The organism is Sphingobacterium sp. WM (assembly GCF_029542465.1).
Lineage (GTDB): Bacteria > Bacteroidota > Bacteroidia > Sphingobacteriales > Sphingobacteriaceae > Sphingobacterium > Sphingobacterium cellulitidis.
Genome location: NZ_CP120709.1, coordinates 1380253 through 1405070, shown reverse-complemented (window position 1 = coordinate 1405070; position 24818 = coordinate 1380253). Strand labels below are relative to the sequence as shown.

Below are 24818 nucleotides of genomic sequence, written 5' to 3'. Positions count from 1 at the left end.
ATAATGAATACAAGTTTAATGCTTAACCGATTAAGTTCCAAATTTATTTCAGATAAACAGTCAAAAATTAATTTAGGGGGGAAATTATGTAACAAACCTTCCATGAAAACAGTATTCATGAAAGGTTATTTAAATGGTTATAACGAATTTTCTGACATGCTTAATCTTCTCTAGATCCATCATCAGCCATTCTCACAATTTTAGGGTGAAAAGTTGCGACAGTTTCTACGAGATCCTTTTGTGCATCCATTACTTCATGGATATTTTTATAAGCCATTGGCGCTTCATCTAAGTCAGCACCGATCAGCGTAATACCGAGGTCTTGCAAGATGGCATTGACTTCAGATTTTGAGATTACTTTTTTGGCTTGAGTTCGGCTCATCAAACGTCCGGCACCATGCGATGCAGATTGAATAGCCTTCTCCTCTCCTTTTCCACGCACCAGGAATCCAGGGGCAGCCATGGAGCCGGGAATAATTCCTAATACCCCTTTTGCTGCTGGAGTAGCACCTTTACGATGGACGATAAGCTCCTCACCTTTCCATTGCTCTTTCCAAGCGAAGTTATGATGGTTTTCCACCATAGCCAATCGTTCAGCGCCTAGGGCGTTAAAAACTTTTTGATGAATGACTTCATGACAAGCAGAAGCATAGTCACCGGCAAGGTTCATTGCTAACCAATACTCTTGGCCTTCAGCAGAATTCAAATCGAAGTAAGCCAGATGTTTCGCCTCATATGGTAGCTTACAAATTTCCATAGCCAATTTGGTATAGTGATTCGCAATCATTGCACCTAATCCACGAGAGCCAGAATGGGTCAATAATGCCAAATAAGTTCCTTTAGGAATTCCTAATTCAGCATCGTCTTGAGCAAATTCCATTCGTCCAAATTCCACGAAATGATTTCCACCTCCAGAAGATCCCAATTGAGTCCAAGCCTTATCCTTCAATTGCTTAACGAAAGGATTTTCTTGGAACTGTTTGTTTTCCAACACCTCATGATCGATTCGTTCATGCTTTAAAAATCCATTACCGGCACCAAATCGAGAGCTGTTCAGTAATATATTCTTTAAATCATCCCGATTGGTTTCAAGATAATCTGCTGGTAGGTCAAAAATGGAAAGCGCCATACGGCAACCAATATCCACCCCAACTCCATAAGGAATGACCGCATTATTCGTTGCTAATACCCCGCCAATCGGCAATCCATAGCCTTGATGGGCATCTGGCATTAAAGCTCCAGCAACAGTAACTGGTAATTTCATAGCAGTTTGCATCTGTTTTTTAGCGCCTTCCTCAATATTTTCGACGCCATAGACCTCATAAGCTTGAGCATCAGTCTTCAAGGCGATTTTATCCTTTTCAATCAACTCAATATTCAACAAGAGATGAGAAAGTTTGGAAAAGTTAGGATCTGTCAAAAAATCATTTGGGTTTTCCAAAACATTTTTGAACATGTTCAACATTTCTTCACGATTATAGCCCAATCGTTTTTTATTGATTTTTAGGGCTTCCCCTAAAGCTTCATTCTCCTTATATCCGATAGCAATTAAATCATCGCCATTAATTCGTTTATTTTCCATTTTATGAATTTATTAATTCTTTAAATCATTTAATATGCAGGGCCAAATTACCCTGCATAGCTTCCTATTTATTCAAGAACAATTGTTTCAATTGATCTACGACTTGTCCATTTCCAGATACCGAGATACTGTTAATTTTTTCAGCGATTTTCTCGACGTATTCCATTTCTTTCAATCGGAATAACATGGCGTTCTCTTCCAAAAGCTTCGCAGTATTCAACAAACTCCTAGTTGAAGCGGTTTCTTCTCTTCGAGTAATGGTATTAGCCTGAGCTTTCTTTTCAGCGATCAACACTTGGCTCATGATCTCCTTCACCTCACCAGGTAAGATGATATCTTTGATACCCATTGACAACAATTGTACACCTAATTTTTCTGCCGCTTTCTTTCCTTCTTCCAAGATTGTTTTAGCGATAGAATCTTTATTTTCCAATAAGCTATCCAAAGTTTGATCGGCAACAAAAGTTCTAGCCATCATTTGCATCAACAAATACAATTGAGAATCATATTGCTGATTTTCCAATAAAGCCTTTTTCACATCCACTACTTTGTATTGAAAGCTAACATTCAACCTTATTTGAACTTTATCCTTGGTCAAGATCTCTTGTCCTGGTATATCCATATAAAGCACCCTTTGGTCCACATACAAAACCTCCAATTCATTTCTATATTTCCAGAAAAAGTACTCACCAGGCAATAATTCTCGTTCAAATTTACCATTGACAAAAAGTAAGCTTGACATATATTCTGCAACCTTGACCCTAGAAACATAAGGTTTGAAGACATCCAACATCAAGTATGATTTATTGATGCTATCTTGCACCTCCAAAGAATCCATGGATTCGATTTGAAAATGATAATCTGCCAAACCTTTCCAAAAGACATGTCTACCAGCAGGTAAGACGCGGCTAAAGTTATTATTGACGAATATCAAAGCGATTTCATTGTCTAATACTTCAACGATCTCAACAATTTCATCAAATTCCGGAATAGTCAATAAGACATCAAGATTATGATTAACATTGAAAGGCAATGACATATCATAAATTTCAACCTTCTCAGCGAAACTTAACCAATATTTACCTTCAGTAACAATGCGTTTTACCCCATTATTTTTGATGATAAATCCTATTTGATTTCTGTTAATTACTATCCTTTTCATTTTATTATGTTTTTAATTTTTCATTATTTAATTAAAAAGCTATTGTCAAGAATTCATCCCTCCGAATCGGAATTTAAAGGTAGTTCTGAAGTATTTATACTTAGTTCTTTACATAGTATGTTTACTTCAGGTCTAGCAAAAAATTGCAAGGATTCTTCCTGATTGTTCAAAACAAATTCATGTTTTGAACCGAATCATTGACAATAAGCTTTTGATCTTTTTAGAGAAGACCGAAACTCAACATTTGCGGTTTCAGCGCATGAAGGCATCTTTCGGATGCATGATGGTCCTATTTCAACCATGTTTGTTATTCTACCAATTGAACTACCCTGAAAATCAGGGGCAGGATTCGAACCTGCAACCAACAGATTTATTAATCCGACTCCTATCAGCATACTTAGACCGATTGGTTAAGCACTAGTCTGCTATTTCGAAACAGAACCCTAGGATCATGAATTCGTCTTAATAAACCATATATCCATTCGGACATATATCTTAAAAAAAGCTTATCGCTTGTTTGATCAAAGAACATTTGTCGTACCCGACATTACAAAGGTGCACCTACTATTACGCAGTACTTTTGCGCATGAAAGAAAAAGATTAAAAAAAGAAGAAATAAAACTACAAAACACTGTATATCAATAATTTTAATTTCATATTATTTAATGAACAAAATGAAATTAACCTTTACTACGCAAATCAATTGCGTAGTAAAAATCATTTCACTAACTTTAAATAAGAGAAAAGAGAACACGAACGCCATGTCGACTAATAAACTTGCATTAATCCGGTATAAAATCATTGACCAATGTCTACAGCAAAAGCACAGGAAATGGACCTTGGAAGATTTAATTGAGAAAGTTTCGGAAGGGCTTTACGAATTGGAGGGAATCCACAGTGGTATCAGCAAACGTACCATTCAAGGGGACATCCAATTAATGCGGAGTAATAAATTGGGATATAATGCACCAATTGTTGTAAAAGATAGGCGATATTACAGTTATGAGGATCCGGATTATAGCATCAGTAACTCTCCTATTTCGAACATGGACATGCAAAAGATCAAGGATGCCCTAGATCTTTTGAAGCATTTAAATGGTTTTTCATTTTTTGAGGAAATGAGCGATATGATCATTCGACTTGACAACCGTTTAAATTCTTCACACAAAGATGGCAAATCAATTGTTCAAATGGAGGCTAATCCTTTATTAAAGGGATTGAAATGGATAACCCCATTATATCAAGCCATAAAGGAGAAAACCCCTGTATTAATCAAATACAAATCTTTTCGATCCAAGCATGAGAGTTCAGAGGTTTATAATCCCTATCTACTAAAAGAATTTAGGAATCGATGGTTTTTGATTGCTCGAAAAAAGAATGAAAGCAGCTTGATTACGCTGGCATTAGATCGGATCAAGGAGGTTGATGAAATGTCAAAAGCTGGATATCAGCCAAATGAGGACATTGATTTTGACCGTTATTTTTCAGACACTATAGGTGTCACCAAATCAGCGAAGGACCGCGGACAAAAAGTAATTTTGGAGGTCGATGCCAGCAATGCACCTTATGTAGAAACTAAACCATTTCACGCATCACAACAGCTTTTAAAAAAGAACGATGATGGTTCCATCAAGATTCGGATCGATGTGGTTTTAAACTTAGAGCTGGAACGAGAAATACTAGGTTTTGGTGAATGTATTAAAGTAATTCAGCCTAAATCATTAGAACGGAGAATATCCTATCGTTTGTTCAAAGCGACAAAGCAGTATTTTGAAATTAATCGAATTTATCCAGAATAGATAGCAAAAATTAATTAATGGTTTAATCAATTTGCATCCAATAAAAAGAAGATTGCGTAAATTTAACCCTGTATTATTTAAATAGACATGAAAAGCACTCCGTCATCTGAACAAAAAACCAGAAAAGTAACTTCAGGTCCTGTTCGGGAAAAGGCAAGAACCAGCAACAAGATTATCAATGCTGTTGGAAAAGTTTTAAAAAAACATGGTTTCCCAGGATTGACAATTGCAAACATAGCGGCTGAAGCGAAAGTAGATCGCAAATTGATTTATACTTATTTTGATAATTTAGATAATCTCGTTGAACAATACATCGAGAAGCGAGATTATTGGAAAACAAAGGCTAAATCAACCATTAGTACCTTATTGAATCAAGAGTCCATTAATCATGAGGAAATGCATTCCTTGTTAATTGGCCAATTCAATTCGGTTTATAAGGACGAAATTCTACAAAGAATTATACAATGGGAATTATCGGAGGATAAGGAAATCCTAAGGAAGTTGGCAGATAGTCGGGAGGAAATTGGTGAAGAATTGATAAAGAAATACAGCAACAATCAAAACCCAGAGGTTGATACCCGTGCGATTTTAGCATTGCAAACTGCTGGATTATATTATTTGGCGATGCATGCCAGGACTAATGGAAGTACATTTTGTGGATTAGACCTAAACAAAGAAGAAGATCAAAAGAGAATTTCGGATACTTTAGATAATATTTTAAGAAAGAGTCAAACATGAAAAGAGTAATTGAAATCGATTCAAACCTTTCCTTGAAAGCTTTAGTGGAGAGCGATGCTATTCGCATGTTTAACATTATTGATACTCAGCGTGAATATTTGGGAGAATGGCTACCATTTGTTCAGTTCACAAATAAGATTGAGGATAGCAAAGGATTTGTTGAGATGGCAATGAACAATCGTAAGATCAAAAAAGACTATGTGTACAAAATCTGTTTGGAGGATCGCATGATCGGATTGATTGGTACAAAGGAGATCGACCTGATCAATAAAAACACAGAAATAGGGTATTGGTTATCTCGGGATTTTCAGAACCAAGGGATTATGACCAAATCGGTTCAAGCATTAATCCAAGAACTCTATGAAGAGCTGAAGTTGGAAAGGATTCAGATTTGCTGTGCCGTGGGTAATGAGAAAAGCATAAATATTCCTAAACGATTGGGGTTCAAATTAGAAGGAACCAAGCGGAATGGAGAATGGATAGGTAATCTTCAATTTAGGGAGTTGTTGGTTTTTAGCAAGTTAAAATCAGATTTCGATTAATTGATGATTATATTATAGCTAATTGCTTCTGTGAAGTTCATTTAGTTTATAACTAGTTTGAAAAATAAAAAAAGCCGGTAATACATTGAGTACCGGCTTATTTTTTGGCTTGGCAATTACCTATTTATTATTTTGCTTTTTCGCTTCTTTCATGGGATTACTTTCTGCGGACTGGCCACGAGCTGCTCTACCATTTTGTTGATAGATTTCAAATCTTGAAGGCTGAGCTGATCTTGGCCAAGCATTATTTGATTCATCGATATCTGCAGTTTCACGAAGTGGATCCAATTGGATTGATGCTACTTGTTTACTTTTTGCAAAGACCTTGGTAGCTTCGTTTTCATCCATTCTCCAAATATATGCTGGTACATAATCCTTCTCCTTTGATCCATCTGTAAAAGTCCATTCAACAATCAATGGCATGACTAATCCGCCATTATTCTTGAAGTTCAACTCATAAAATGAAGTTTTACCATTAAAAATATCTTTTTCTTTCTCGTTTAGCTTATTATAGAATTCTTGATAATTAGCTTCATCGGCAGGTTTCACAGCAAAACGGTCCCATTTGTTATAGAAATCCAATAAGGAGGTATCCTTATCAACCAGGAAAGCCATGTTTTCTTCCATATTACGTTGGCGGGTGATACTATTCAAATCTTTCTCAAAAGCATCTTTACGCTCTTGTTGTGTTTTTTTAGGATCGGCACCACTCATACGATATTGGGTTACATTTTCCAATGAGATTTCAACAGGGTCTGTACCAAAGAACCATCCTCTCCAGAACCAGTCCAAGTCCACCGCGGAGGCATCTTCCATTGTACGGAAAAAGTCTGCAGGAGTAGGATGTTTAAATTCCCATCTTCTAGCGTATTCCTTGAAAGCATAGTCAAATAACTCTCTACCCATAATGGTTTCGCGAAGGATATTCAATGCTGTTGCAGGTTTTGCATAGGCATTAGGTCCAAATTGAACAATATTTTCCGAATTGGTCATGATAGGTTCCAATTGATCTTTTGGAAGTTTCATGTAATCTACGATCTTATAGGCAGGACCACGACGAGAAGGGAAATCTTTATCCCATTCTTGTTCTGTTAAGTATTGTAGGAAAGTATTCAAGCCCTCATCCATCCAAGTCCATTGACGTTCATCGGAATTGACGATCATCGGGAAAAAGTTATGTCCAACCTCATGGATAATAACACCTATCATTCCATATTTCACAGCCTCCGTATAGGTTCCATCCTCATCTGCACGACCATAGTTGAAACAGATCATTGGATATTCCATCCCATTGGCAGCTTCTACAGAAATAGCAACCGGATAGGGATACGGGATTGAGAATTTAGAATATGTTTTTAAAGTATGTGCAACTACCTTAGTTGAGTATTTACGATACAAGGGATAAGCCTCAGGACCATAGTAAGACATGGCCATCGGTTGATTTCCAGGTACACCATCATTTACTTTCATGGCATCCCATATCAATCGACGAGAAGTTACGAAGGCGAAATCACGCACATTCTTAGCTTCATAAACCCAAGTTTTCTTGGCTGTTGATTTTTGTTGAATAGCTTTATTAGCATCTTCTAAAGTCACAATTTCAACCGGTTCTTTAGTTTGTTGTGCCTGTTTCCAACGTGCTAGTTGGGTAGATGATAAGACTTGGCTATAGTTTTGACATTCACCAGTAGCACCTACGATATGATCAGCAGGAACAGTGATATTTACTTTATAATCGCCGAAAACTAGAGCAAACTCTCCCCTTCCGGTAAATTGTTTATTCTGCCAACCTTGAAAGTCTGAATAAACAGCCATTCTCGGGAACCATTGTGCAATGGTATACAGATAATTATCATCTTTAGCGAAATGCTCATAGCCACCACGACCACCTTCAACCATACGGTCAGAGATTTTATAATCCCAATCAATTTTAAGTACAAACTTAGCTCCTGGCTTCAATGCTACGGGAAGATCAATTCGCATCATCGTGTAATTGATCGTATATTTTAATGGTTTATTAGCACCATCAGTTACTTTATGAATATTGACCCCAAAGCCTTTATTCTCCGGAACCAATGATTTTAGTTGATCGATGGACATTTTCTCACGAAGACTACTTTGCTCAAAACGCTTGTTTTCGGCATTGTCAGCATGCTCATTCTCATCCAACTGCAACCAAAGGTAGGTTAATGGGTCTGGCGAATTATTGGTATAGGTAATGGTTTCAGAGCCTTTTAATACCTGATTGGCATCATCCACTTCTACATCAATCAAGTAATCTGCTTTTTGTTGCCAATACATGGAACCCGGGGCTCCCGAAGCAGTACGAAAGATATTAGGATCGGTGAGCAGGTTTCCAAGTTGCTCGAATTTATTACCATGGTTAGACCCAGGGTTATGCTGCATTTGCGCATGTGTGGATAACCAACTAGCTGAGCCCAATAGAGCCAAGCATATGGTTTTAAATAGATTATGATTTATTTTCATAAGGGTATACGTTCAAGAGCCATAATAAAGGAAATTCCAATTACTGCTGATGATAAGAAGAAACTCCAATCACGATTGCTGACTGCAAAAATCTTTAACATCAATTCAGATAACAGAATAACAAAAAAGACAATAATTAGTTGCCCAAACTCTAGACCTATGTTAAAGGAGAGCAAAGGGATAACGATATTGGCTTCCTGACCTAATAAAGACTGTAAATAATTTGAAAAACCAAGACCGTGAATCAATCCAAAGAATAAGGTCATGGCATATAAGACATAGGTATTACGCTGTTTTCTACGTTTCGGCAGATTATAGAATGCCGTTGCGAGGATTGTAACCGGGATGAGGAATTCCACCCAAGCCGTATCCACACGAACTATTTTAAAAGCGGCTAAGGCTAGGGTTATGGAATGTCCTACCGTAAAGGCAGTCACCAACCATAATATTTTCTTCCAATCTTTTAGGGTATAACTACAACACAGGACCAATACAAAAAGTATATGGTCATAACCCGTCAGGTCTAAAATATGCTGCCAACCAAGCTGAAAATAGATAGAAAAATCGCTCATTAATTAGGTCTTGTAATAATTACATATCAAAATTAATATTATTTTAACATACACAAACGGAATTGCTAAATTTATACAGTTTTACACATAATTGTTGCAAAACTCTGCAAGATGAAATTGAAAAAAATACGTTTGGGATTGGTGTTATTGGGGTTAGGAATTGCCTTATTTGCCTATGCACACCCATTTTATGTAAGTATTACTTCCATAGATTTCAACCCCAATAAAAAAAGGATTGAAGTTTCTTGCAGACTATTTTATGATGATCTGGAAATGGCATTGAAAAATCAATTAGGACAACACATTGATGTCATTCATCCGAAAAACAAAGCCCAGGCAGATTCTGCCATTTCTAAATACATTCGTCAAAACCTAAAAATCAATGTAAATAATAAAGCCTATAACCTTCAATACGTCGGTTACGAGATTGAAGAGGATGTAGCATGGTGCTATTTGGAGTTAAAAGATATTTCGGCTGTCAGTAAATTGGATATTGTAAATCAGCTCTTGTACAAAGATTTTAAATCACAATCCAATATCATGCATATCAAGGTCAGCGACAAAAAGAAAAGCACGAAACTCGACAATCCTAAAAGAACAGCCAGTTTTACATTTTAAATAAGATTTTCTTGGAGAATGAAGGGTATTTTGGAGAGATGAACCCCTCTAAAACACAAAATGCTTTTTTCTCAAAAAGCACGTCTAAATTAATTTGTTTTGTTTTTTTAGAACGGTTAACTTTTCTTGTTAACTCTTCTATCTTGTGGGCTTGGTTGGTTTCCGATAAACCCGACATTTGTTACGTAAAATGAAAATGGGTTTTGGATTAGTTGTTCTTTGTTCTTTCTTTCTTTTTTAATCATATTATATTACCTTTCTTTTATTGTTTGCGAGTAATATAACAAATTTTGAGCCAAAAAGCAAATATTTCAATAATTAAATTAATAAAGCCATAAAAATTTCCTTCTAAAAAGATTGTTATCTTTTAGATTTTAAGCAAAAACTTGATATGTTGATGGGCCCTTTTCTTTTAGTTTGCCAGATTAACAGCATGTCGATGGATAAATTCTGAAGGCGAACTATGCAAAATATGTTTAAAGACTCTATTAAAATGTACGACGGTATTGAATCCACATTGATACGCAACTTCGGAAATATTTTCGGTTGACTTGTTAATTAACAATTGACATGCTTTTTCAATTCTGATTTCATTTAAAAAGGTCACATAGGTCTTCATGGTATGCTTTTTAAAGTATTTACAGAAGGCAGACGGAGTCATATGTATTAATTTAGCCACCGCATCGATACTGATCTCTTTATTATAGTTTTCCAATGAATAGCGAAGTACCTCATTAATCCTCACCCCTACTTTATCATTAAAATTAGACTCAGGCAATCCAGAGTACAAGGAAATCATTTCTTTTTCGTTCGCAATCAGATAATCGAATATTTCCAGTACACGCATTAGTTTCGGCAAACCGTCTTCTCGGAGAAGCGACTGAAAGATAGATCGAACTGGCAAGCTGTATCTCTGAAGTAGTTTTTTACTGGAATCTAGGGAATTGAAGATGTCTCGAATCCGATGCAACTCCTGCATATTGAAAAATGATTGCATCTTATCAAAGGCCACAAAGATATGGACAACATGGATTTGATCTTGATCGGCACCTTCCTTGATAAAGATGTGCGGATCATTAGCCTTTAAAATATAGATTTCATTTTCAAAAAATGGCTGAATCAAGTTTCCAATCACCACAGAACCTCTCCCTTTCAAAATATAAGAGATTTGAATTTCCTTATGTCTGTGATAGTGGCTATAGAAATCCTCTCTGAAGTCTTCTTGAATATAAAATGAACCAGCGCCAAAAGCGGGCACAGTAAATTCAATTGGAAATCTTGCCTCCATAGTTTTTAAAGCTTCCATACAATCCTAATTTTGTTCCCTTTCTACTGGTTAGTGGAGATTGGGAGTTGGTTTTCATAATTTAGTTATAACAAAAATATCATATTTTTTCAATCGTGAGGTATATTTTATAATAATATCCGATAATTTTGAAAAATATTTTCCGTAAAGAATTATTCCTATTTAATTAACAAGGGTTTGTATCATAACTGGATTAGTATCTTGGAATGGAAATTATTAAATTCGACCTACAATTCAATCTAAAATTCAAATTCTAAATGGTAAAAGAGGCAGTATTAATAGGACTTGGTGGAGCTACTGGAAGTATTTTAAGGTACATCTCCGGACAATTCATCAGTAAAAATTTCCCAAGTCAAATTCCAATGGGCACCTTGGTCGTGAATCTTTTGGGATGCCTATTAATTGGAATATTGGTTGGTTATTTCAGTAAAAATCAGATTTCCGGCAATGAATGGAAATTATTGTTGGTCACAGGCTTCTGCGGTGGATATACCACCTTTTCTGCATTTGCGATTGAAAATATCAATTTAATTCAAAATCAACAAGTCAGTCAAGCCCTAATTTATATTGGGCTAAGCATCATCCTAGGACTCTTAGCCGTGTGGCTAGGCTTAACGGTTGTTAAACTTTTTCAATAGTAATTCTTATTCCCGGCTCTTAGCCATCAATTCTGAGTTTAATACCTTTTTATGAATGGTATTATCCTTGATTTGTTGGGTCAATGCAATCACACTTTCTTTCGCTAACTGCTCAATTGGTTGTTTTACATGAATAATTGGGTGATAGAAGAAATCATAAACCTCACTAAAGTCAAAACACATCACATTGAGGTCTTTTGGTATCTGGATTCCTTTTTGGGTAAGATATTTCAAACCATCCACTGACAAGGTATTGGTTGCAAAAACTATTGCATCGGCTTTTTGGGAATTCAATATTTCATCAAGTGCCCCATTCAATTCCAACTGTTGCTTACTGAAATTAATCTTATAAACCTTTGAATTCACTTTGGAGCTAGCGTCCAGGAAACCTTGCTCGCGATCTTTCATATGTTGCAAACTACTATTGTAGGCTACAAAGGCTAGGTTTTTATAACCTAGGTCCAATAAATGACTAACAGCTTTTGTCATGGAGCTTTTGTTATCTGTTACCACATAGCTAGAGTCAACGTGATCAAAATGTCTATCGATCAAACAAATTGGAATCCCGAGGGATATGATATATTCAATGGTTTCTTCAGAGTTATCTGGTGGCGAGATAATGAAGCCATCTACCTGTCTCTTAATAAAAACATCAACGAGGTTTTTTAATTTCTCTGTGCTTTCATCCGAACTACCGATAATGGTTGTAAGACCATAATGACTGGTTTCATCTTCCACCCCACGAGCAATGGATGCAAAGAAGGGGTTGGAGATATCAGCCACGATAAGCCCCACTGTATTGGTTTTTCCTGTTTTTAAACTTTTAGCAATATGATTTGGTTGATAGTTAAGTTCTTTGGCTGCTTGACGTATTTTTTCAGCAGTTGCCTTTCCTACTCTACCCTTTTCTTCGTTACCACTTAATACGTAAGATACTAATGCTGTAGAAACCCCAATTTTCTGTGCAATATCTTTTAATGAAACCTTTTTTACCATTTTGTAAATATATTATTATTAATTCATAATTAGCCTTGCGCTACCATTCTGCAAGGACCTTTTCACCCCAGTGGTCAATAATTCTGTTGACGGCTTCCGCAGCAGCACCATTGCCCCAATCATAGATAGTAAACTCTCCAATACCTATTCCATTGGAATCCGTATGCCCATCATGGCCGTAATTCTCCATCATAAAACCGTAATCCTGAGAACCTAAGAATGGCCAGCGTTGTTGCCATTGCGCCATCGTTTCTTTATTCTCCGGTGCATACATCATCACAAAGGATGCTTTCAATGCAGCAATTCCACGCTGCATATAATCTTTTCTTTTCAACAACTTTCCATATTCCATAATGAGTTCAGCGAAAAGACTCTGACGGGAATCATTCCATTCCGCATCGGCATTCATCACACCAAAACCTCCAAATGCATGGATATAGATAAATGAAGGCTGCCAAACTGCTTGCCACATCAGCAATTCATCAAGCACCCTTTTGCCAGTTTTTAAATAACCTTTCTGTCCTGTTATTTTATAAGCTTCCAACGCCGCTTGAGCTGTATAATACATACTTAAGGTGTTCTGCTTATACATATTATTGCGTTGAAGTTTTTGGTCTACCAATTTATCATGACCTAAACGACTACAAGACCAATAAGTCTCAAAATCTTCCCAGCGACCTACCGGAACTATTTCCTTTTCAATAACCGCCATAGCTTTCAATGCAGCCGCTTTATATTTTTCGTTTTTATTAATCTGATATAGTTTCAGCAAGAAAGTGACAGACATGGCTGATTCTGGCGATCGACTCAATATTTCCATATCTTTTTGATCCTCCAAACTCAACCAAGCAGGAAAATAACCATCCGGTCTTTGGATACTAACCAATGCATCTGCATAGGTGGTTGCATAGTCTAAAAGTCTTTTATCCTGCTCCAGTTCACTGTACCATTGCAACATTAACAAGGCCGTATAGCTCATATCCAACACATGATATGGGGACTCCTTGGCATTCCAGGTAAATGGATTCCGATTGGAATTTCCAAAATAATAGGTATCCCAACCTGCAGAACGCCAGTATTTCTTGCCATCGATTACCTGCTCTTTCATTTCCGTTCCTATCAGTCCAGGAAAGAATCCATTTTTCTGAGGAAAAGAGAGCGCAAGTTCTTTTGTTAAATTAGCGTAGTTCAGTAAAGAGTCAACCTGTTTCCTTCTGGCATAGCGGAATAATCCAGATGCTGAGCGCAAAGAATTAAACCATGCTTGGTTCCAGATAGACCTGAATTCCCGCTCATTAACTTCACCTTTATAATTTGGGCTTTGCGTCACATTGACAATAAATGTTGGAGCACCAACCTTTTTACCCTTTAAATCAAATTCTTGCCATACCGCATCCCTCCAATGATTAAATGCCCAATTGTAGGTGTAGTCCACATAAGGATCCAGATTATTCTCAGGAAAAGGTTCGCCTTTTTTATAAAGTTCCTCTCCCCATTGCTTCCACATGAATTGATTCAATACAGCAAATGGATTTTCTATTTGGCGAGCCTTGGATGATAGTAAAACATAGAAAGCAAGCTTATAGCTACCCTTCTTAAAGTTGGTTATATCGGTTTGTTCATAAAGAATATGGTCCGTAATCTTGGAATCTGACTGCCCTAAGGTCAATAGGTTATCTTTTGCATTCAAGTCCATGAACCAGGGCACTAAAGGTTTTTCCTCCAATAAAGTCACATCCGGAACAATGGTCAAGGATTTCTTGGCATCATGGACAATCATTGCTGCCGAACGAAATACATGTTGCGCAATAATATGGTTGTCTGTAGGCGTTAAATGTGGAGCCCATTGAAAGCTAGGTACAAAATTAGGCTTGATGGACACATATAACCTCTTGAAACTGATATCATTGGTAATCGTCCAATCTAACTCAACCCGATAGGTTGACTTATTAATTTTCTTGAAATTAATTTCAGGGTTCTTCCCTTCAATTTGTGCATATTCTAAATTTGCTATATAGGGCATTAATGCTTTAGGAATATCATTGGCAGTGCTTTTTGATATCCCGAAAGGATTAATCCAACACAATAGCATAATTAAGATATGAAAACTATGAAACTTCATTCTTAAAACTTAATCATTATTTATTACGGTTCCGAAATAGAGGTATTTCTGATAACGCTTGTCATACAATTCTTTATTCTCTGGATTAGGAACATATTTTTTTTCGAATCCTGAACCCATTTCATCCATGGCATCTGATAAAGTTGGATATATGCCGGCAGCAGTTGCGGCCAACATACATGCGCCCATGGCACAAGTTTCATCCGAGCTGTGTACTTTTATTGGCCTCTGGAGCACATCTGCCAAGGTTTGCATCACATAATCCGATTTTTTTGCAATCCCTCCGATGCCAATTACCCCTTTGATTTCGACCCCTTGGGTTTCGACATGCTCAACAATAGCTCGCGAGCCAAAACAAGTGGCTTCCACCAATGCCTGAAATAAGCTGACGGGACCTGTAGCTAAATCAAGATGAAATAGTGCTGCTGTCAGAGTCGGATTAACATTGGGGGTTCTGCGTCCGTTAAACCAATCCAAGGCGAGCTCTGAGTCTTCGGTAATCGGCTGTTGTTTAGCCAATTCGGAAAGATCGGAAAGTAAAGATTGCTCAAGCTTTTCATGTAAATCGGAAATCGCCTGACTACCCATAGATGCATCCTCCTTCAAATTATTCCTAACCGGCCACAACAGCAAGTTCTTCAACCAATTATACACATCGCCGAAAGCAGACTGACCTGCCTCTAGCCCGATATATTGTGGAACGATAGATCCTTGAACCTGTCCACAGATTCCACGAACCAATCGATTCTGTAATTCTTCTTTTTCAATAACCATCATATCGCAAGTCGATGTCCCCATCACTTTGCACATATACCCCGGTTTTATTTGAGCTCCGATTGCTCCAACATGCGCATCAATGGCACCCACACAAATCAATACCTCTTCGTTAAGTCCAAATTTATCAGCCCATTCCTGAGAAAGGGTTCCAACGACCTCATCAGCCGTGTAAACCTCTTTGCCAATGGAATGATAAATCCGTTCCAGTTGAGGGTCTAAATGATTAAAAAAATCTACCGGAGGATAACCACCCAATTCTTTTGCCCAGAGAGCCTTATGCCCTGCAGCACAAACATTCCGTTGAATTAAATTAGCGTCCTGCTGACCTGTCAACAGATAGGGCAACCAATCACTTTGTTCCAACCATGAATAGGTTTCTTGGAAAACCTCTTGATCTGTTCTTACCAAGTGCAATAGTTTCGACCAAAACCATTCTGATGAATATGCTCCCCCACAATAACTGAGGTAATTCACATCAAAATCTTCGGCTTTCTTATTGATTTCCTCAACCTCTTTAATCGAGCTATGATCTTTCCACAGGAAGAACATCGCATTCGGGTTTTCAGAAAACCGTTCGGATAAAGCTAGCGGCTGTCCATTTTCATCTATCGCAACAGGTGTAGAACCGGTTGCATCTATGGAAATGGCAACAACATTCTCTTTTACGGAGTCATCCACATTGGCTAAACAGCCTTGCACACAAGCCTCCAAACTTTCAATATAGTCCAAAGGATGTTGTCTGAATTGACTACGTTTTGGATCGCAGTACAATCCCTCCTTCCATCTTTTGAAATTTGAAACTGCAGAACCGATTACTTCTCCATTCGAAGCATCAACCAATAAAGCTCTGGCTGAGTCGGTTCCAAAATCAACTCCAATAACATATGATTGTTTCATTCGATCATTTTTAATGCGTCGGATTTGACATATCCAACTTACCTTCTACTTTTCCCACACCCCAGATTGCAAAAATGGCAATCACCACATAACATAATACAGGAATAATAAAGCCTGTCGCCATAGAACTATGATCTGCGATCAAGCCCATTAATGGTGGACAAAATGCACCTCCAGCAACTGCCATAACCAAAAAGGAGGATCCTTTTTTGGTTAATGTTCCTAAATTGTTAATGCCTAAGGCAAAGATTGTTGGGAACATGATTGACATAAAGAAATAGGTCAAAAAGAGGGCAAAAACTGAAACCCAGCCTAAGTTCAGGAATACTAGGATATTCAGGATAACATTCATCACCGCATAAAATCCTAACAAACGATGCGGTGCAATAAACTTCATGAGATAGGAACCTGTAAGACGCCCTATCCAGAATGCTCCCATACCACCAATCGCTAAGATTAAGGAAGCGGCTTGTTCATCATTTTTAGGCATAAAGAACTCACCAAATGCCCCTAAATGATTCATAATATTTGAAATCGGAGTTTTTAAATCATGAATAGCATCAATCACATAATTGATGAAAAATGAATTCGTACCTGTTTGAGCAGCTACATATAAAAATTGAGCTATTACAGCAAAAATAAACACCGGGTGCTTCAATAGATTCCGCATTGGCGGATTCTCTTCATACTCACCAGCCTCTTTTTTCTCCTTAATCTCCGGAAGTTTGATAATGAGGAATACAATCGCCACCACAACTACCACACAACCGATTCCAATATAGGGCTGAACCAAGGAATCAAACTTATCATGTTCTCCTTCAGACTCTGTTCCGAATATCATCAATCCCCCAATCAGCGGGCCTAATATCCAGCCCAATCCATTGAAAGATTGCGATATATTAATTCTTCGAGCAGCTCCATCCTTGGATCCTAATACGATCGAATATGGATTGGCAGCAGTTTCCAGGAAGGCAAGTCCACAGGCAATAACGAATAAAGCGGTCAAGAATGGAATAAATGCGGCCAATTTAGCTGCTGGATAGAACATAAATGCGCCAATGGCAAACAACGTCAATCCGAAAATAATCCCTTTCTGATATCCGAACTTCTTGATAAATAACCCTGCCGGAATAGCCATCGCCAAATAGCCGATATAGAGCGAGAATTGTACAAATCCTGATTGTGCTTTGGATACATGCAACAAATCTTGAAAATGCTTGTCTAATACATCCAAAAAACCGTGGGCAAAACCCCAAAGCAGGAATAAACTACAGATAAATAAGAATGGAACCAATAGGTAGTTCCCTTCATCATCTCTAAACAAAGATTTCTTCTGATTGCTCATGTCTTTTATTTATAAAGTGGTCCAAATACCTCACAAGCCCTATAGTCTGCTCCTTCTTGATTCATTCCGAATGCTGCCCAAGTTGCAGGTCTAAACAATCGGTTAGCTGGTACATTGTGCATACATACTGGAATTCTTAACATCGCTGCCATGGTAATCAGGTCATGGCCGATATGGCCATAACTAATGGCTCCGTGATTTGAACCCCAATTTGCCATTACAGAATACACATTCGTAAAGGCTCCTTCTCCAGTCAATTCAGGCACAAACCAAGTGGTAGGCCATGTTTTATCCGTACGTTCATCCAGCACTTTATGTACTTTTTCAGGAATATCAATGGTATAGCCCTCAGCAATTTGTATCGTCGGACCTAAACCTTTAATCAAATTTATTCTACACATCGTTACCGGCATCCCACCCTTACTTAAAAAGTTGGAGGAATAACCACCACCCCTGAAATAATCCCGGTTAGCAGGATACCAAGTCGTTGCTTTTAAACATGCTTTAGCTTCCTTGTCTGAGATTTCCCAATAGGGTTTCATAACTGGTTTTCCATTTGCTGTTTGTTGTCCGGTTCCATCAAGTGTTGCCGAACCTGAATTTATCAAGTGGATAAAGCCATCTTTGGCAGCTCCGGTAGGTTTCCATCCGCTTACTCTTTTAACAGCATCAGGCGACCAGTACGTTCTCACATCCGCAAATATTTGCGCTGTATTGGTTAAAAGATAATTGAAAGCCATAGAAACACCATTCAAGGAGTCATTTTCCGTAGCAACCATGTAAGGAGCTCTATTTCCATTCCAATCAAAGGAGGAATTTAGAATTGCTTCCGAGAAATCGCCGTTAGGCAAAAAGTCGGTCCATTGTCTTTGTCCCTGAAATCCCGAAATAAAAGCATGGTGACCCATCGCCTCTTCAGCATGTCCCATCTCCTTTAACTTTGGATTTCCAATCATCAAATCTCGGATGATCAAGGTCATTTTTACTACAAATTCCCAATCCTCATCCTTTTCCTTCCGATTTTTTACTTTATGTTTCTGATTAAAATCAGCACCTTCTTTACAGTGTTTCTTGGTCCAAGATAATGCTTTCTTGAACTCCTCTTCATCGTAGATACCCAACTGAATACGTCTCAACACTTCCGAAGAATCCACATATTCATTGCGCATTCCTAGATATTCCTGGAAGAATTCAGCATTAACGATAGATCCCACGATACCCATAGATACCGATCCGATCGCCAAATAACTCTTACCGCGTAAAATTGAAACCGCTAAACCAGACTTAGCAAAGGATAACAGTTTATCCCGAACATCATTTGGAACTTTCGTATCCCCCATGTCCTGAACATCATGTCCATAAATGCTAAATACAGGTAATCCTTTTTGGTTATGCGCAGCTACTGTAGCAGCCAAATAGACTGCTCCAGGTCTTTCTGTTCCATTAAAACCCCAAATCGCTTTAGGACGAATAGGATCCATATCCATGGTCTCAGAGCCATAACACCAGCATGGAGTCACAGAAAGTGAAACGCCCACCTGTTCTAAATCAAACTTCTCTTGGCAATCTGCTGCTTCTTTCACTCCGCCAATGCAACTATCTGCAATTACACATTGTACAGGACTCCCATCCGGATATTTCAATTCAGATTCATATAATTTCGCAACAGCTTTTGCCATATTCATGGTGGTGTCTTCCAAGGATTCTCGGATACCACCCCAACGGCCATCGATTATTGGTCTAATCCCAATTTTTGGATATTTATTCATGTTGTAGTGCTTTAAAATGCAGATTGAATATCTTGAACAGTTATATTAAATAACGTTTTTAACAAACTAGCTATTTGCTCTTTATCTCCAATAAAATGATAGACATTATGCGTATGTTCCAGCTTTTCCGAAGGCTTTAAGAATGCAGCAGGTGAGACACTTTCAATTTCATAAAATGGCCCCATCTGACCTCCATCTTCCAATGGTCCATCATTATAGGCATTCACAGCATCGCCTAGGAATGGATCTTTTTCAGTTGTCCATTCTTGATTCAGATAAGTCTTACTGGGATCAACAGAAAACTTCGTCACCGTTAATACACCATGCTCTAAATCATAGCTCCCAGCAATGGTTTTAGCACGTGCTGGCGAAAGCCCAAGTTTGCCACGAGACTTACCATCGGCTTTGAAGTACAATATTCCATCCTTATAGCTGATTCGATCTTTATCGATTTCTCCGAAATAATCCGTTGTTGCCACCTTTCCCTTCGCTGCTTCTTGATACGGCACCAAAATAACCGTGCTGTCTGATGGCATAAACATATCTAAACTCCATAGACAAGGCGCACCTGTTTCTTTCGTCCAAGCTTCCTTACCCGTGTTGGTGATTCCATTCAACGTACTAAAACCTACAGATTTGATTTGATCATTCAATTGGATTCCTAAATCTGATTCGATTTGGGAATTACTAAGCATCTTGACCTCACGATTTAATTTCATCGTTAATACGGTTCCTGCATAATTCTTTAACTCCGCAGTTTTTTCCATGCTAGCCGAGTTTCCATTTGATGACAGCAAGGTCCATGCTTCCGTATCGATAGCGCTAGGTGTTTTCCAATAGTCATAAACCATTTCATTGCCTTTTTCAAAGTACAATGAAAATGGACCACCTTCAGGCCCTAACCATAAACGATCTTCACCACCATAGGCATTCATGTGCGGATCAACTGGAGCTGAAAATGCTTTATAATTCACCCAACCAAAGCTTTTTCCATCTGGTCCATCAGCTGTGGAAGTAAATACTTTACCTTGATATTTCGGGGAAACCAAAATCTGGCCTAAACCACTCTCATTACTCAAAATCAATACGCTATCGTATTTTTGTAAAAATTGTAGATCATATCCGAATTGACCTGCTTTATATGTTGTATTCACTGTTTTCTCGGTTGATGAATCACTTTTCTTATTTTGTTGACAGGAGCTAGCCATCATGACTGCTGATGCCCCCATTAACGCATATACCAATGTTTTTTTCATAGATATTAGTTTACTTCTAAATCATTTTTGGAAGGAAGATTCGGGAACTTACCATGCGGCTCTGCTTGATACCAGTACGCTACAGAGATCATATCTGATTTCTGAGGAAGGTACCGACCTTCTGATCGCCAGCCCAAATCCTGAATGGTAACCTTTAAATCACCATCGAATCTAACTGGATCCAAAATATGCCAACGGTACATCCCAAACCTTTGCTGAGACTCATAAACACCATCAGGACGTATGACTTGATGAAGTCCTGCATATGGCGTCGAATATTCTTGATATTGTCGAGTTGCTTTATTTTCAAAATTGTATGAACCACAGAAATAATCCTCCAACCCAGTTCCTACGATGGTAGCATAATCTTTATCTCCATCCATAAAGAACTTGATTTCACCTTCTCCCCACCAGCCGATATTGTTCACTCCTACTGCTAAATAGGTTCCTACATATTGTCCTTTGCCTTTTATTCCATCAATAATGGTATGCAATGACCCTTGGGTAGGGTTTGAACGACGATATTGGGCATGAAAATAGGCCTCATCCTCAGGCACCTCTGTAACTGTATAATCGATTTGGTAATAAAGGTTCATGGGCTCACCGGAAATATTCTCCATCGTGATCTTGCAACTCTTCCGGAATGGCATTTTCCAGTAAGAATTAAACGCACTACCCGGGTTCACGGTGATGGCCAAACTATTCAATGGTGCAAAACGATGCCAAGCCATTCCAAAAAATGGACCTACAGGAGATTCTACAGATGGATTGGACTCTCCATCCCAATAAATTCTAAAAATAGTATGATTCCAATTCCCGGTTGGCGTCATCCACATATGCTGAATTACCCCTGACTCATTGATTTCAGCCATGGTAAAGGTTTCTCCAGGTTGAATGGTTATATAAGGATTCACTTTCCAGCCAACGCCCAATTCTCTGGATGCATGGGACGCATTTGCAACATTCTTCTGCCCAGCTTGCTTCGCTGGATCGGCCATGCCCCCTTTCCCTTTTTCACCCGTAAAATTCTCCGGACTGATCGATCTGGTCTTCGCATTTGAAAGCTTGGACAAAGTTCCCATATTCATATCAATCCCATTAAATTGAGGCTTTTGCTGGGCATAGGTCATACCACTGAGTAATAAGGAAGCTAATAATAATTTTATTTTCATGATTTATGTATTAGTTGATTATTCACATGTTTAATTGGAATCAATCTTCAACTTGAAAGAGCAAGCTTATTTTCCCGGTTAGAAGGAATGCTTTATCATGCTTTAAACGTTTAAGCAATTAGGCAAAAATCAAATCATTGTTGCAAATGATTTCTTTAATAAAGCTGTGATACTTTTAAGTTTATAATTACACAATGTTAATGCTTAAACGTTTAATATCAAAATAAATTCCAATATTTTTTAATCATTAATCAATAAATTATCAGTATTTCGAAGGGAAAAAGAATAAGAAATCTTAGGTTATTTTAAATAAAACAACATTTTTGAGAAATAGTTCTTTTTTGTAACAATTTAAAAAATCAAAATCACAAAATCATCTTACCATTTCCACTTCCCGAAAAACATTAATGTCGGGATGGTTCCAATTGAGTGGGGAGAGAAATAAAAAGAGCTGCATTTTACTCAAAGCAGCTCCTGGTCGTTTACAAAAGGTAGTAAATGAATTTTAATCATTAATCAAGGCTCGATCCAAGTGAACATAGCCTCCGTCCACATGAATAAGTTGACCCGTGGTATGACTCGATCGATCCGAAATTAAGAATACTGCCATATTCGCAATTTCTTCAACGGTCGTCATTCTATTCTCCAGCGGAATTCTACTCGTTATTTTCTTTAAGGTTTCCTCCGGATTTGGAATGGTTTTAATCCAATTTTCATACTGTGGAGTCATGCTTTCAGCAACAACAATAGCATTTACTCGGATGGAATAAGGCAATAATTCCACTGCCCACTCCCGAGTTAGAGCATTCCTACCGCCATTTGAAGCCGCATACCCTGACGTTCCGCCCTGCCCTGTTTCGGCAGTCTTGGAAGTAATATTTAATATCGTTCCTTTATTTTTCTTTAGTTCAGGCAAGCAATAATGGGCCATCAAATAATAATGCACCAAGCTATTATGCAAAGATTTTACGAATGAATCATAATCCCCATCTTCCAAGCTAACTCCATCATTCAGTCCGGCATTGTTTACCAAAGCATCTATCTTGCCTAATTGAGAAACAACTTGTTCAACTGCAATTTTACAGTCTTCAGGCTTCGTCAATTCGGCCACTACTCCCAGGGACTGAAAGCCTTTCTCCGCCAACTCTGCTACCACTAAAGCATTATCTTTTTCTTTTCGGCCGATGATTACCGGAATAGCACCTTCCTCAGCCAACATCTCGACGATACCTTTTCCAATTCCCTTAGCACCGCCTGTAACCAATACTACTTTACCTTTTAAATTTAAGTTCATATAAACTATTTTAAACTATAGAATTTCACCGCATTATCACCCCAAAAACCTTTCAGTTCTGACTCACTGAAATCTCCCAAACGATGCTCAACAATCCGCAAGGCATCCTCATAACTACCAGCCAACAAGCACACCGGCCAATCCGAACCAACCATCAATCTATCCTTTCCAAAACATCTTATCACATGGTCTAAATACTCTGTGAAATGATCCAGCTTCCAGTTCTTCCAATCAGCCTCCGTCCCAAGTCCGGAAATCTTACAATGTACATTGGGAAAAGCAGCCAAATCCTCGATATATTTAGCCCAATCTCTAAATTCCTGAGACTTGATGGGCGGCTTAGCGATATGGTCCAGCACAAATGCCTGTTTCGGATTTGCTGCCACACAAACCAAGGAACTCTGATAATGCCTTGGTCGAAGCAACAAATCATAGGTATAACCATATTTCGTTAGAGCTGCAATCCCTCGCAAGAACTCATCTCTATTCAGAAAATCCGGATCATCCTCCCCTTCAACAACATGTCTGAACCCTTTGATAACCTCATGTTTCGAGAAATTTTCAAGATACTCCTCAACCCTTTCTGACCGTAAATCAACCCAACCTACAATTCCCTTAATCAGTTTATAAACCTGAGCTAACTCCAATAGAAACTCTGTTTCCCGATGCGACTGATCCGCTTGAACAGCTACGACCCCATCGAAACCTAATTCCTTCAGGGTTCCAGAGATATCATTGGGCAAAAAATTCCGCTGGATCGCCGACATTTCATCGGTAATCCAAGCATCCTTCTCAGGATGATAAAGCCAAAAATGCTGATGAGTATCTATTCTCATAACAATGGATTATGATTTTTGAAATGCAATAACTTCCTGACGTTGTTCACCTAAATGATCTGCACCTAATTCAATAACATCTCCAGGTTGCAAATAAATTGGCGGATTGAACCCTAAACCTACTCCTGCTGGTGTTCCAGTGGAAATAACATCCCCAGGCAACAAAGTCATGAATTGAGAAACATAAGAAACCACAAATGGAACATTGAAGATCAGGTTTGAAGTATTTCCATCCTGGTAAGTCTTTCCATTCACCTTCAACCATAATTTCACATTATTGATATCAGGAATTTCATCCGAAGTGGTCATATAAGGTCCCATTGGAGCAAACGTATCACAACCCTTCCCTTTATCCCATGTACCACCACGCTCTATTTGGAATTCACGCTCCGAAACATCATTATGCAAAACATAGCCACAAACGTAATCCAATGCTTCAGACTCATCTACATAAGATGCTTTCTTACCGATTACTATACAGAACTCCACTTCCCAATCCGTCTTCACAGAATTCCTAGGAATCATTACCTGATCGTTAGGTCCAACCAAGGCGGTTGTAGACTTCATAAAGATGATTGGTTCTTCTGGAATCTTTGCCCCTGTTTCATTGGCATGATCCAAATAGTTCAATCCAATACAAACAATTTTTGAAGGTCTTGCGAATGGAGCTCCAATTCGGCTATCTGCTGGAATCTCAATCAACTTACCATGGTTCGCCTTTACAAACTCCTCCAATCGCTCCAAACCATTATCCGTGAAGAACTCCTCATTATAATCTCCGCCAAATGCTGAAACATCATAGTTCTTACCATCAATATGAACTCCGATTTTCTCTCTTCCTGAATCTCCGTATCTAATTAATTTCATATGTAAAAAGTATTTCGATATGCGATTTAGGCCCCTAAAGTCT

The 24818-nt window shown here is 38.2% G+C and carries 20 protein-coding genes; 5 read left to right on the top strand and 15 right to left on the bottom strand.

All coding sequences use genetic code 11. The features are described 5' to 3' along the window. Nucleotides 1–160 precede the first annotated feature (160 nt). Together PZ892_RS05990 and PZ892_RS05985 are read right to left on the bottom strand one after the other, a co-directional pair. Complete coding sequence (locus PZ892_RS05990; protein ID WP_277712444.1) at nucleotides 161–1582, bottom strand: RtcB family protein; 1422 nt, start codon at nucleotides 1580–1582, stop codon at nucleotides 161–163. A gap of 64 nt (nucleotides 1583–1646) precedes the next feature. Continuing rightward, nucleotides 1647–2744 (bottom strand): slipin family protein, encoded by a 1098-nt coding sequence (locus tag PZ892_RS05985; protein WP_277712442.1) that lies wholly within the window; start codon nucleotides 2742–2744, stop codon nucleotides 1647–1649. Between the two features lie 674 nt (nucleotides 2745–3418). On the opposite strand from PZ892_RS05985, the gene PZ892_RS05980 reads away from it, so the two are divergent. The 3 genes from PZ892_RS05980 (at nucleotide 3419) to PZ892_RS05970 (ending at nucleotide 5823) form a co-directional block, all read left to right on the top strand. Further along, nucleotides 3419–4543, top strand: a complete 1125-nt coding sequence (locus tag PZ892_RS05980) for a WYL domain-containing protein (RefSeq protein ID WP_277712441.1) — start codon at nucleotides 3419–3421, stop codon at nucleotides 4541–4543. Between the two features lie 87 nt (nucleotides 4544–4630). Continuing rightward, on the top strand, nucleotides 4631–5281 hold the full coding sequence (locus PZ892_RS05975; protein WP_277712440.1) for a TetR/AcrR family transcriptional regulator: 651 nt from the start codon (nucleotides 4631–4633) through the stop codon (nucleotides 5279–5281). Further along, the gene (locus tag PZ892_RS05970) at nucleotides 5278–5823 is read left to right on the top strand and encodes a GNAT family N-acetyltransferase (RefSeq protein ID WP_277712438.1); all 546 of its coding nucleotides are present in this window, start codon (nucleotides 5278–5280) and stop codon (nucleotides 5821–5823) included. The genes PZ892_RS05975 and PZ892_RS05970 overlap by 4 nt, the downstream gene beginning before the upstream one ends. A 120-nt stretch (nucleotides 5824–5943) precedes the next feature. On the opposite strand, the gene PZ892_RS05965 is transcribed toward PZ892_RS05970, so the two are convergent. Both PZ892_RS05965 and PZ892_RS05960 read right to left on the bottom strand, forming a co-directional pair. Next, on the bottom strand, nucleotides 5944–8310 hold the full coding sequence (locus tag PZ892_RS05965) for a M1 family metallopeptidase (protein WP_277712436.1): 2367 nt from the start codon (nucleotides 8308–8310) through the stop codon (nucleotides 5944–5946). Then, entirely contained in the window at nucleotides 8307–8882 is a 576-nt protein-coding gene (locus tag PZ892_RS05960) for a HupE/UreJ family protein (RefSeq protein ID WP_094256883.1), read from the bottom strand. Before PZ892_RS05960 ends, PZ892_RS05965 begins: the two co-directional genes overlap by 4 nt. Nucleotides 8883–8993: 111 nt before the next feature. On the opposite strand from PZ892_RS05960, the gene PZ892_RS05955 reads away from it, so the two are divergent. Further along, nucleotides 8994–9500, top strand: coding sequence for a DUF6702 family protein (locus tag PZ892_RS05955; RefSeq protein ID WP_182498934.1), 507 nt, complete (start codon nucleotides 8994–8996; stop codon nucleotides 9498–9500). A 412-nt stretch (nucleotides 9501–9912) separates the two neighbouring features. On the opposite strand, the gene PZ892_RS05950 is transcribed toward PZ892_RS05955, so the two are convergent. Next, the gene (locus tag PZ892_RS05950; protein WP_094256881.1) at nucleotides 9913–10806 is read right to left on the bottom strand and encodes an AraC family transcriptional regulator; all 894 of its coding nucleotides are present in this window, start codon (nucleotides 10804–10806) and stop codon (nucleotides 9913–9915) included. A 257-nt stretch (nucleotides 10807–11063) separates the two neighbouring features. Between PZ892_RS05950 and crcB the strand changes: the two genes are divergently transcribed. Further along, complete coding sequence (crcB, locus tag PZ892_RS05945) at nucleotides 11064–11444, top strand: fluoride efflux transporter CrcB (RefSeq protein WP_094256880.1); 381 nt, start codon at nucleotides 11064–11066, stop codon at nucleotides 11442–11444. A gap of 6 nt (nucleotides 11445–11450) precedes the next feature. Here the strand turns inward: crcB and PZ892_RS05940 are convergent, their stop codons facing one another. From PZ892_RS05940 to PZ892_RS05895, 10 genes are all read right to left on the bottom strand, one after another. After that, entirely contained in the window at nucleotides 11451–12440 is a 990-nt protein-coding gene (locus PZ892_RS05940) for a LacI family DNA-binding transcriptional regulator (RefSeq protein ID WP_182498936.1), read from the bottom strand. 40 nt (nucleotides 12441–12480) lie between these two features. After that, nucleotides 12481–14562, bottom strand: a complete 2082-nt coding sequence (locus tag PZ892_RS05935; RefSeq protein ID WP_277712433.1) for a hypothetical protein — start codon at nucleotides 14560–14562, stop codon at nucleotides 12481–12483. 9 nt (nucleotides 14563–14571) lie between these two features. Further along, entirely contained in the window at nucleotides 14572–16236 is a 1665-nt protein-coding gene (locus tag PZ892_RS05930) for a ribulokinase (protein ID WP_277712432.1), read from the bottom strand. Between the two features lie 10 nt (nucleotides 16237–16246). Continuing rightward, nucleotides 16247–17581: an L-fucose:H+ symporter permease gene (gene fucP / locus PZ892_RS05925; RefSeq protein WP_277712431.1), complete on the bottom strand. Its 1335-nt coding sequence runs from the start codon at nucleotides 17579–17581 to the stop codon at nucleotides 16247–16249. Between the two features lie 5 nt (nucleotides 17582–17586). Beyond that, a complete protein-coding gene (locus tag PZ892_RS05920) occupies nucleotides 17587–19350 on the bottom strand; it encodes an L-fucose isomerase (RefSeq protein WP_277712430.1) in 1764 nt (587 codons plus the stop codon). An 11-nt stretch (nucleotides 19351–19361) separates the two neighbouring features. After that, on the bottom strand, nucleotides 19362–20606 hold the full coding sequence (locus PZ892_RS05915; RefSeq protein WP_277712429.1) for a DUF6786 family protein: 1245 nt from the start codon (nucleotides 20604–20606) through the stop codon (nucleotides 19362–19364). A 5-nt stretch (nucleotides 20607–20611) separates the two neighbouring features. Beyond that, on the bottom strand, nucleotides 20612–21778 hold the full coding sequence (locus PZ892_RS05910; protein WP_094280485.1) for a glycoside hydrolase family 172 protein: 1167 nt from the start codon (nucleotides 21776–21778) through the stop codon (nucleotides 20612–20614). Nucleotides 21779–22283: 505 nt separating this feature from the next. Beyond that, complete coding sequence (locus PZ892_RS05905; RefSeq protein WP_277712427.1) at nucleotides 22284–23072, bottom strand: SDR family oxidoreductase; 789 nt, start codon at nucleotides 23070–23072, stop codon at nucleotides 22284–22286. A 5-nt stretch (nucleotides 23073–23077) separates the two neighbouring features. Next, entirely contained in the window at nucleotides 23078–23908 is an 831-nt protein-coding gene (locus tag PZ892_RS05900) for an amidohydrolase family protein (RefSeq protein WP_277712425.1), read from the bottom strand. Nucleotides 23909–23917: 9 nt separating this feature from the next. Further along, entirely contained in the window at nucleotides 23918–24775 is an 858-nt protein-coding gene (locus PZ892_RS05895; RefSeq protein ID WP_277712424.1) for a fumarylacetoacetate hydrolase family protein, read from the bottom strand. Nucleotides 24776–24818: the final 43 nt, after the last annotated feature.

Bases quoted from the DNA above. Each gene is read 5' to 3' on its own strand.
- PZ892_RS05965 (WP_277712436.1), bottom strand. From the start codon at position 8,310: ATGAAAATAAATCATAATCTATTTAAAACCATATGCTTGGCTCTATTG.
- PZ892_RS05915 (WP_277712429.1), bottom strand. From the start codon at position 20,606: ATGAAAAAAACATTGGTATATGCGTTAATGGGGGCATCAGCAGTCATG.
- PZ892_RS05950 (WP_094256881.1), bottom strand. From the start codon at position 10,806: ATGGAAGCTTTAAAAACTATGGAGGCAAGATTTCCAATTGAATTTACT.
- PZ892_RS05980 (WP_277712441.1), top strand. From the start codon at position 3,419: ATGAAATTAACCTTTACTACGCAAATCAATTGCGTAGTAAAAATCATT.
- fucP (WP_277712431.1), bottom strand. From the start codon at position 17,581: ATGAGCAATCAGAAGAAATCTTTGTTTAGAGATGATGAAGGGAACTAC.
- PZ892_RS05905 (WP_277712427.1), bottom strand. From the start codon at position 23,072: ATGAACTTAAATTTAAAAGGTAAAGTAGTATTGGTTACAGGCGGTGCT.
- PZ892_RS05920 (WP_277712430.1), bottom strand. From the start codon at position 19,350: ATGAATAAATATCCAAAAATTGGGATTAGACCAATAATCGATGGCCGT.
- PZ892_RS05975 (WP_277712440.1), top strand. From the start codon at position 4,631: ATGAAAAGCACTCCGTCATCTGAACAAAAAACCAGAAAAGTAACTTCA.
- PZ892_RS05910 (WP_094280485.1), bottom strand. From the start codon at position 21,778: ATGAAAATAAAATTATTATTAGCTTCCTTATTACTCAGTGGTATGACC.
- PZ892_RS05990 (WP_277712444.1), bottom strand. From the start codon at position 1,582: ATGGAAAATAAACGAATTAATGGCGATGATTTAATTGCTATCGGATAT.
- PZ892_RS05985 (WP_277712442.1), bottom strand. From the start codon at position 2,744: ATGAAAAGGATAGTAATTAACAGAAATCAAATAGGATTTATCATCAAA.
- PZ892_RS05895 (WP_277712424.1), bottom strand. From the start codon at position 24,775: ATGAAATTAATTAGATACGGAGATTCAGGAAGAGAGAAAATCGGAGTT.
- PZ892_RS05935 (WP_277712433.1), bottom strand. From the start codon at position 14,562: ATGAAGTTTCATAGTTTTCATATCTTAATTATGCTATTGTGTTGGATT.
- PZ892_RS05960 (WP_094256883.1), bottom strand. From the start codon at position 8,882: ATGAGCGATTTTTCTATCTATTTTCAGCTTGGTTGGCAGCATATTTTA.
- PZ892_RS05930 (WP_277712432.1), bottom strand. From the start codon at position 16,236: ATGAAACAATCATATGTTATTGGAGTTGATTTTGGAACCGACTCAGCC.
- PZ892_RS05955 (WP_182498934.1), top strand. From the start codon at position 8,994: ATGAAATTGAAAAAAATACGTTTGGGATTGGTGTTATTGGGGTTAGGA.
- PZ892_RS05940 (WP_182498936.1), bottom strand. From the start codon at position 12,440: ATGGTAAAAAAGGTTTCATTAAAAGATATTGCACAGAAAATTGGGGTT.
- crcB (WP_094256880.1), top strand. From the start codon at position 11,064: ATGGTAAAAGAGGCAGTATTAATAGGACTTGGTGGAGCTACTGGAAGT.
- PZ892_RS05900 (WP_277712425.1), bottom strand. From the start codon at position 23,908: ATGAGAATAGATACTCATCAGCATTTTTGGCTTTATCATCCTGAGAAG.
- PZ892_RS05970 (WP_277712438.1), top strand. From the start codon at position 5,278: ATGAAAAGAGTAATTGAAATCGATTCAAACCTTTCCTTGAAAGCTTTA.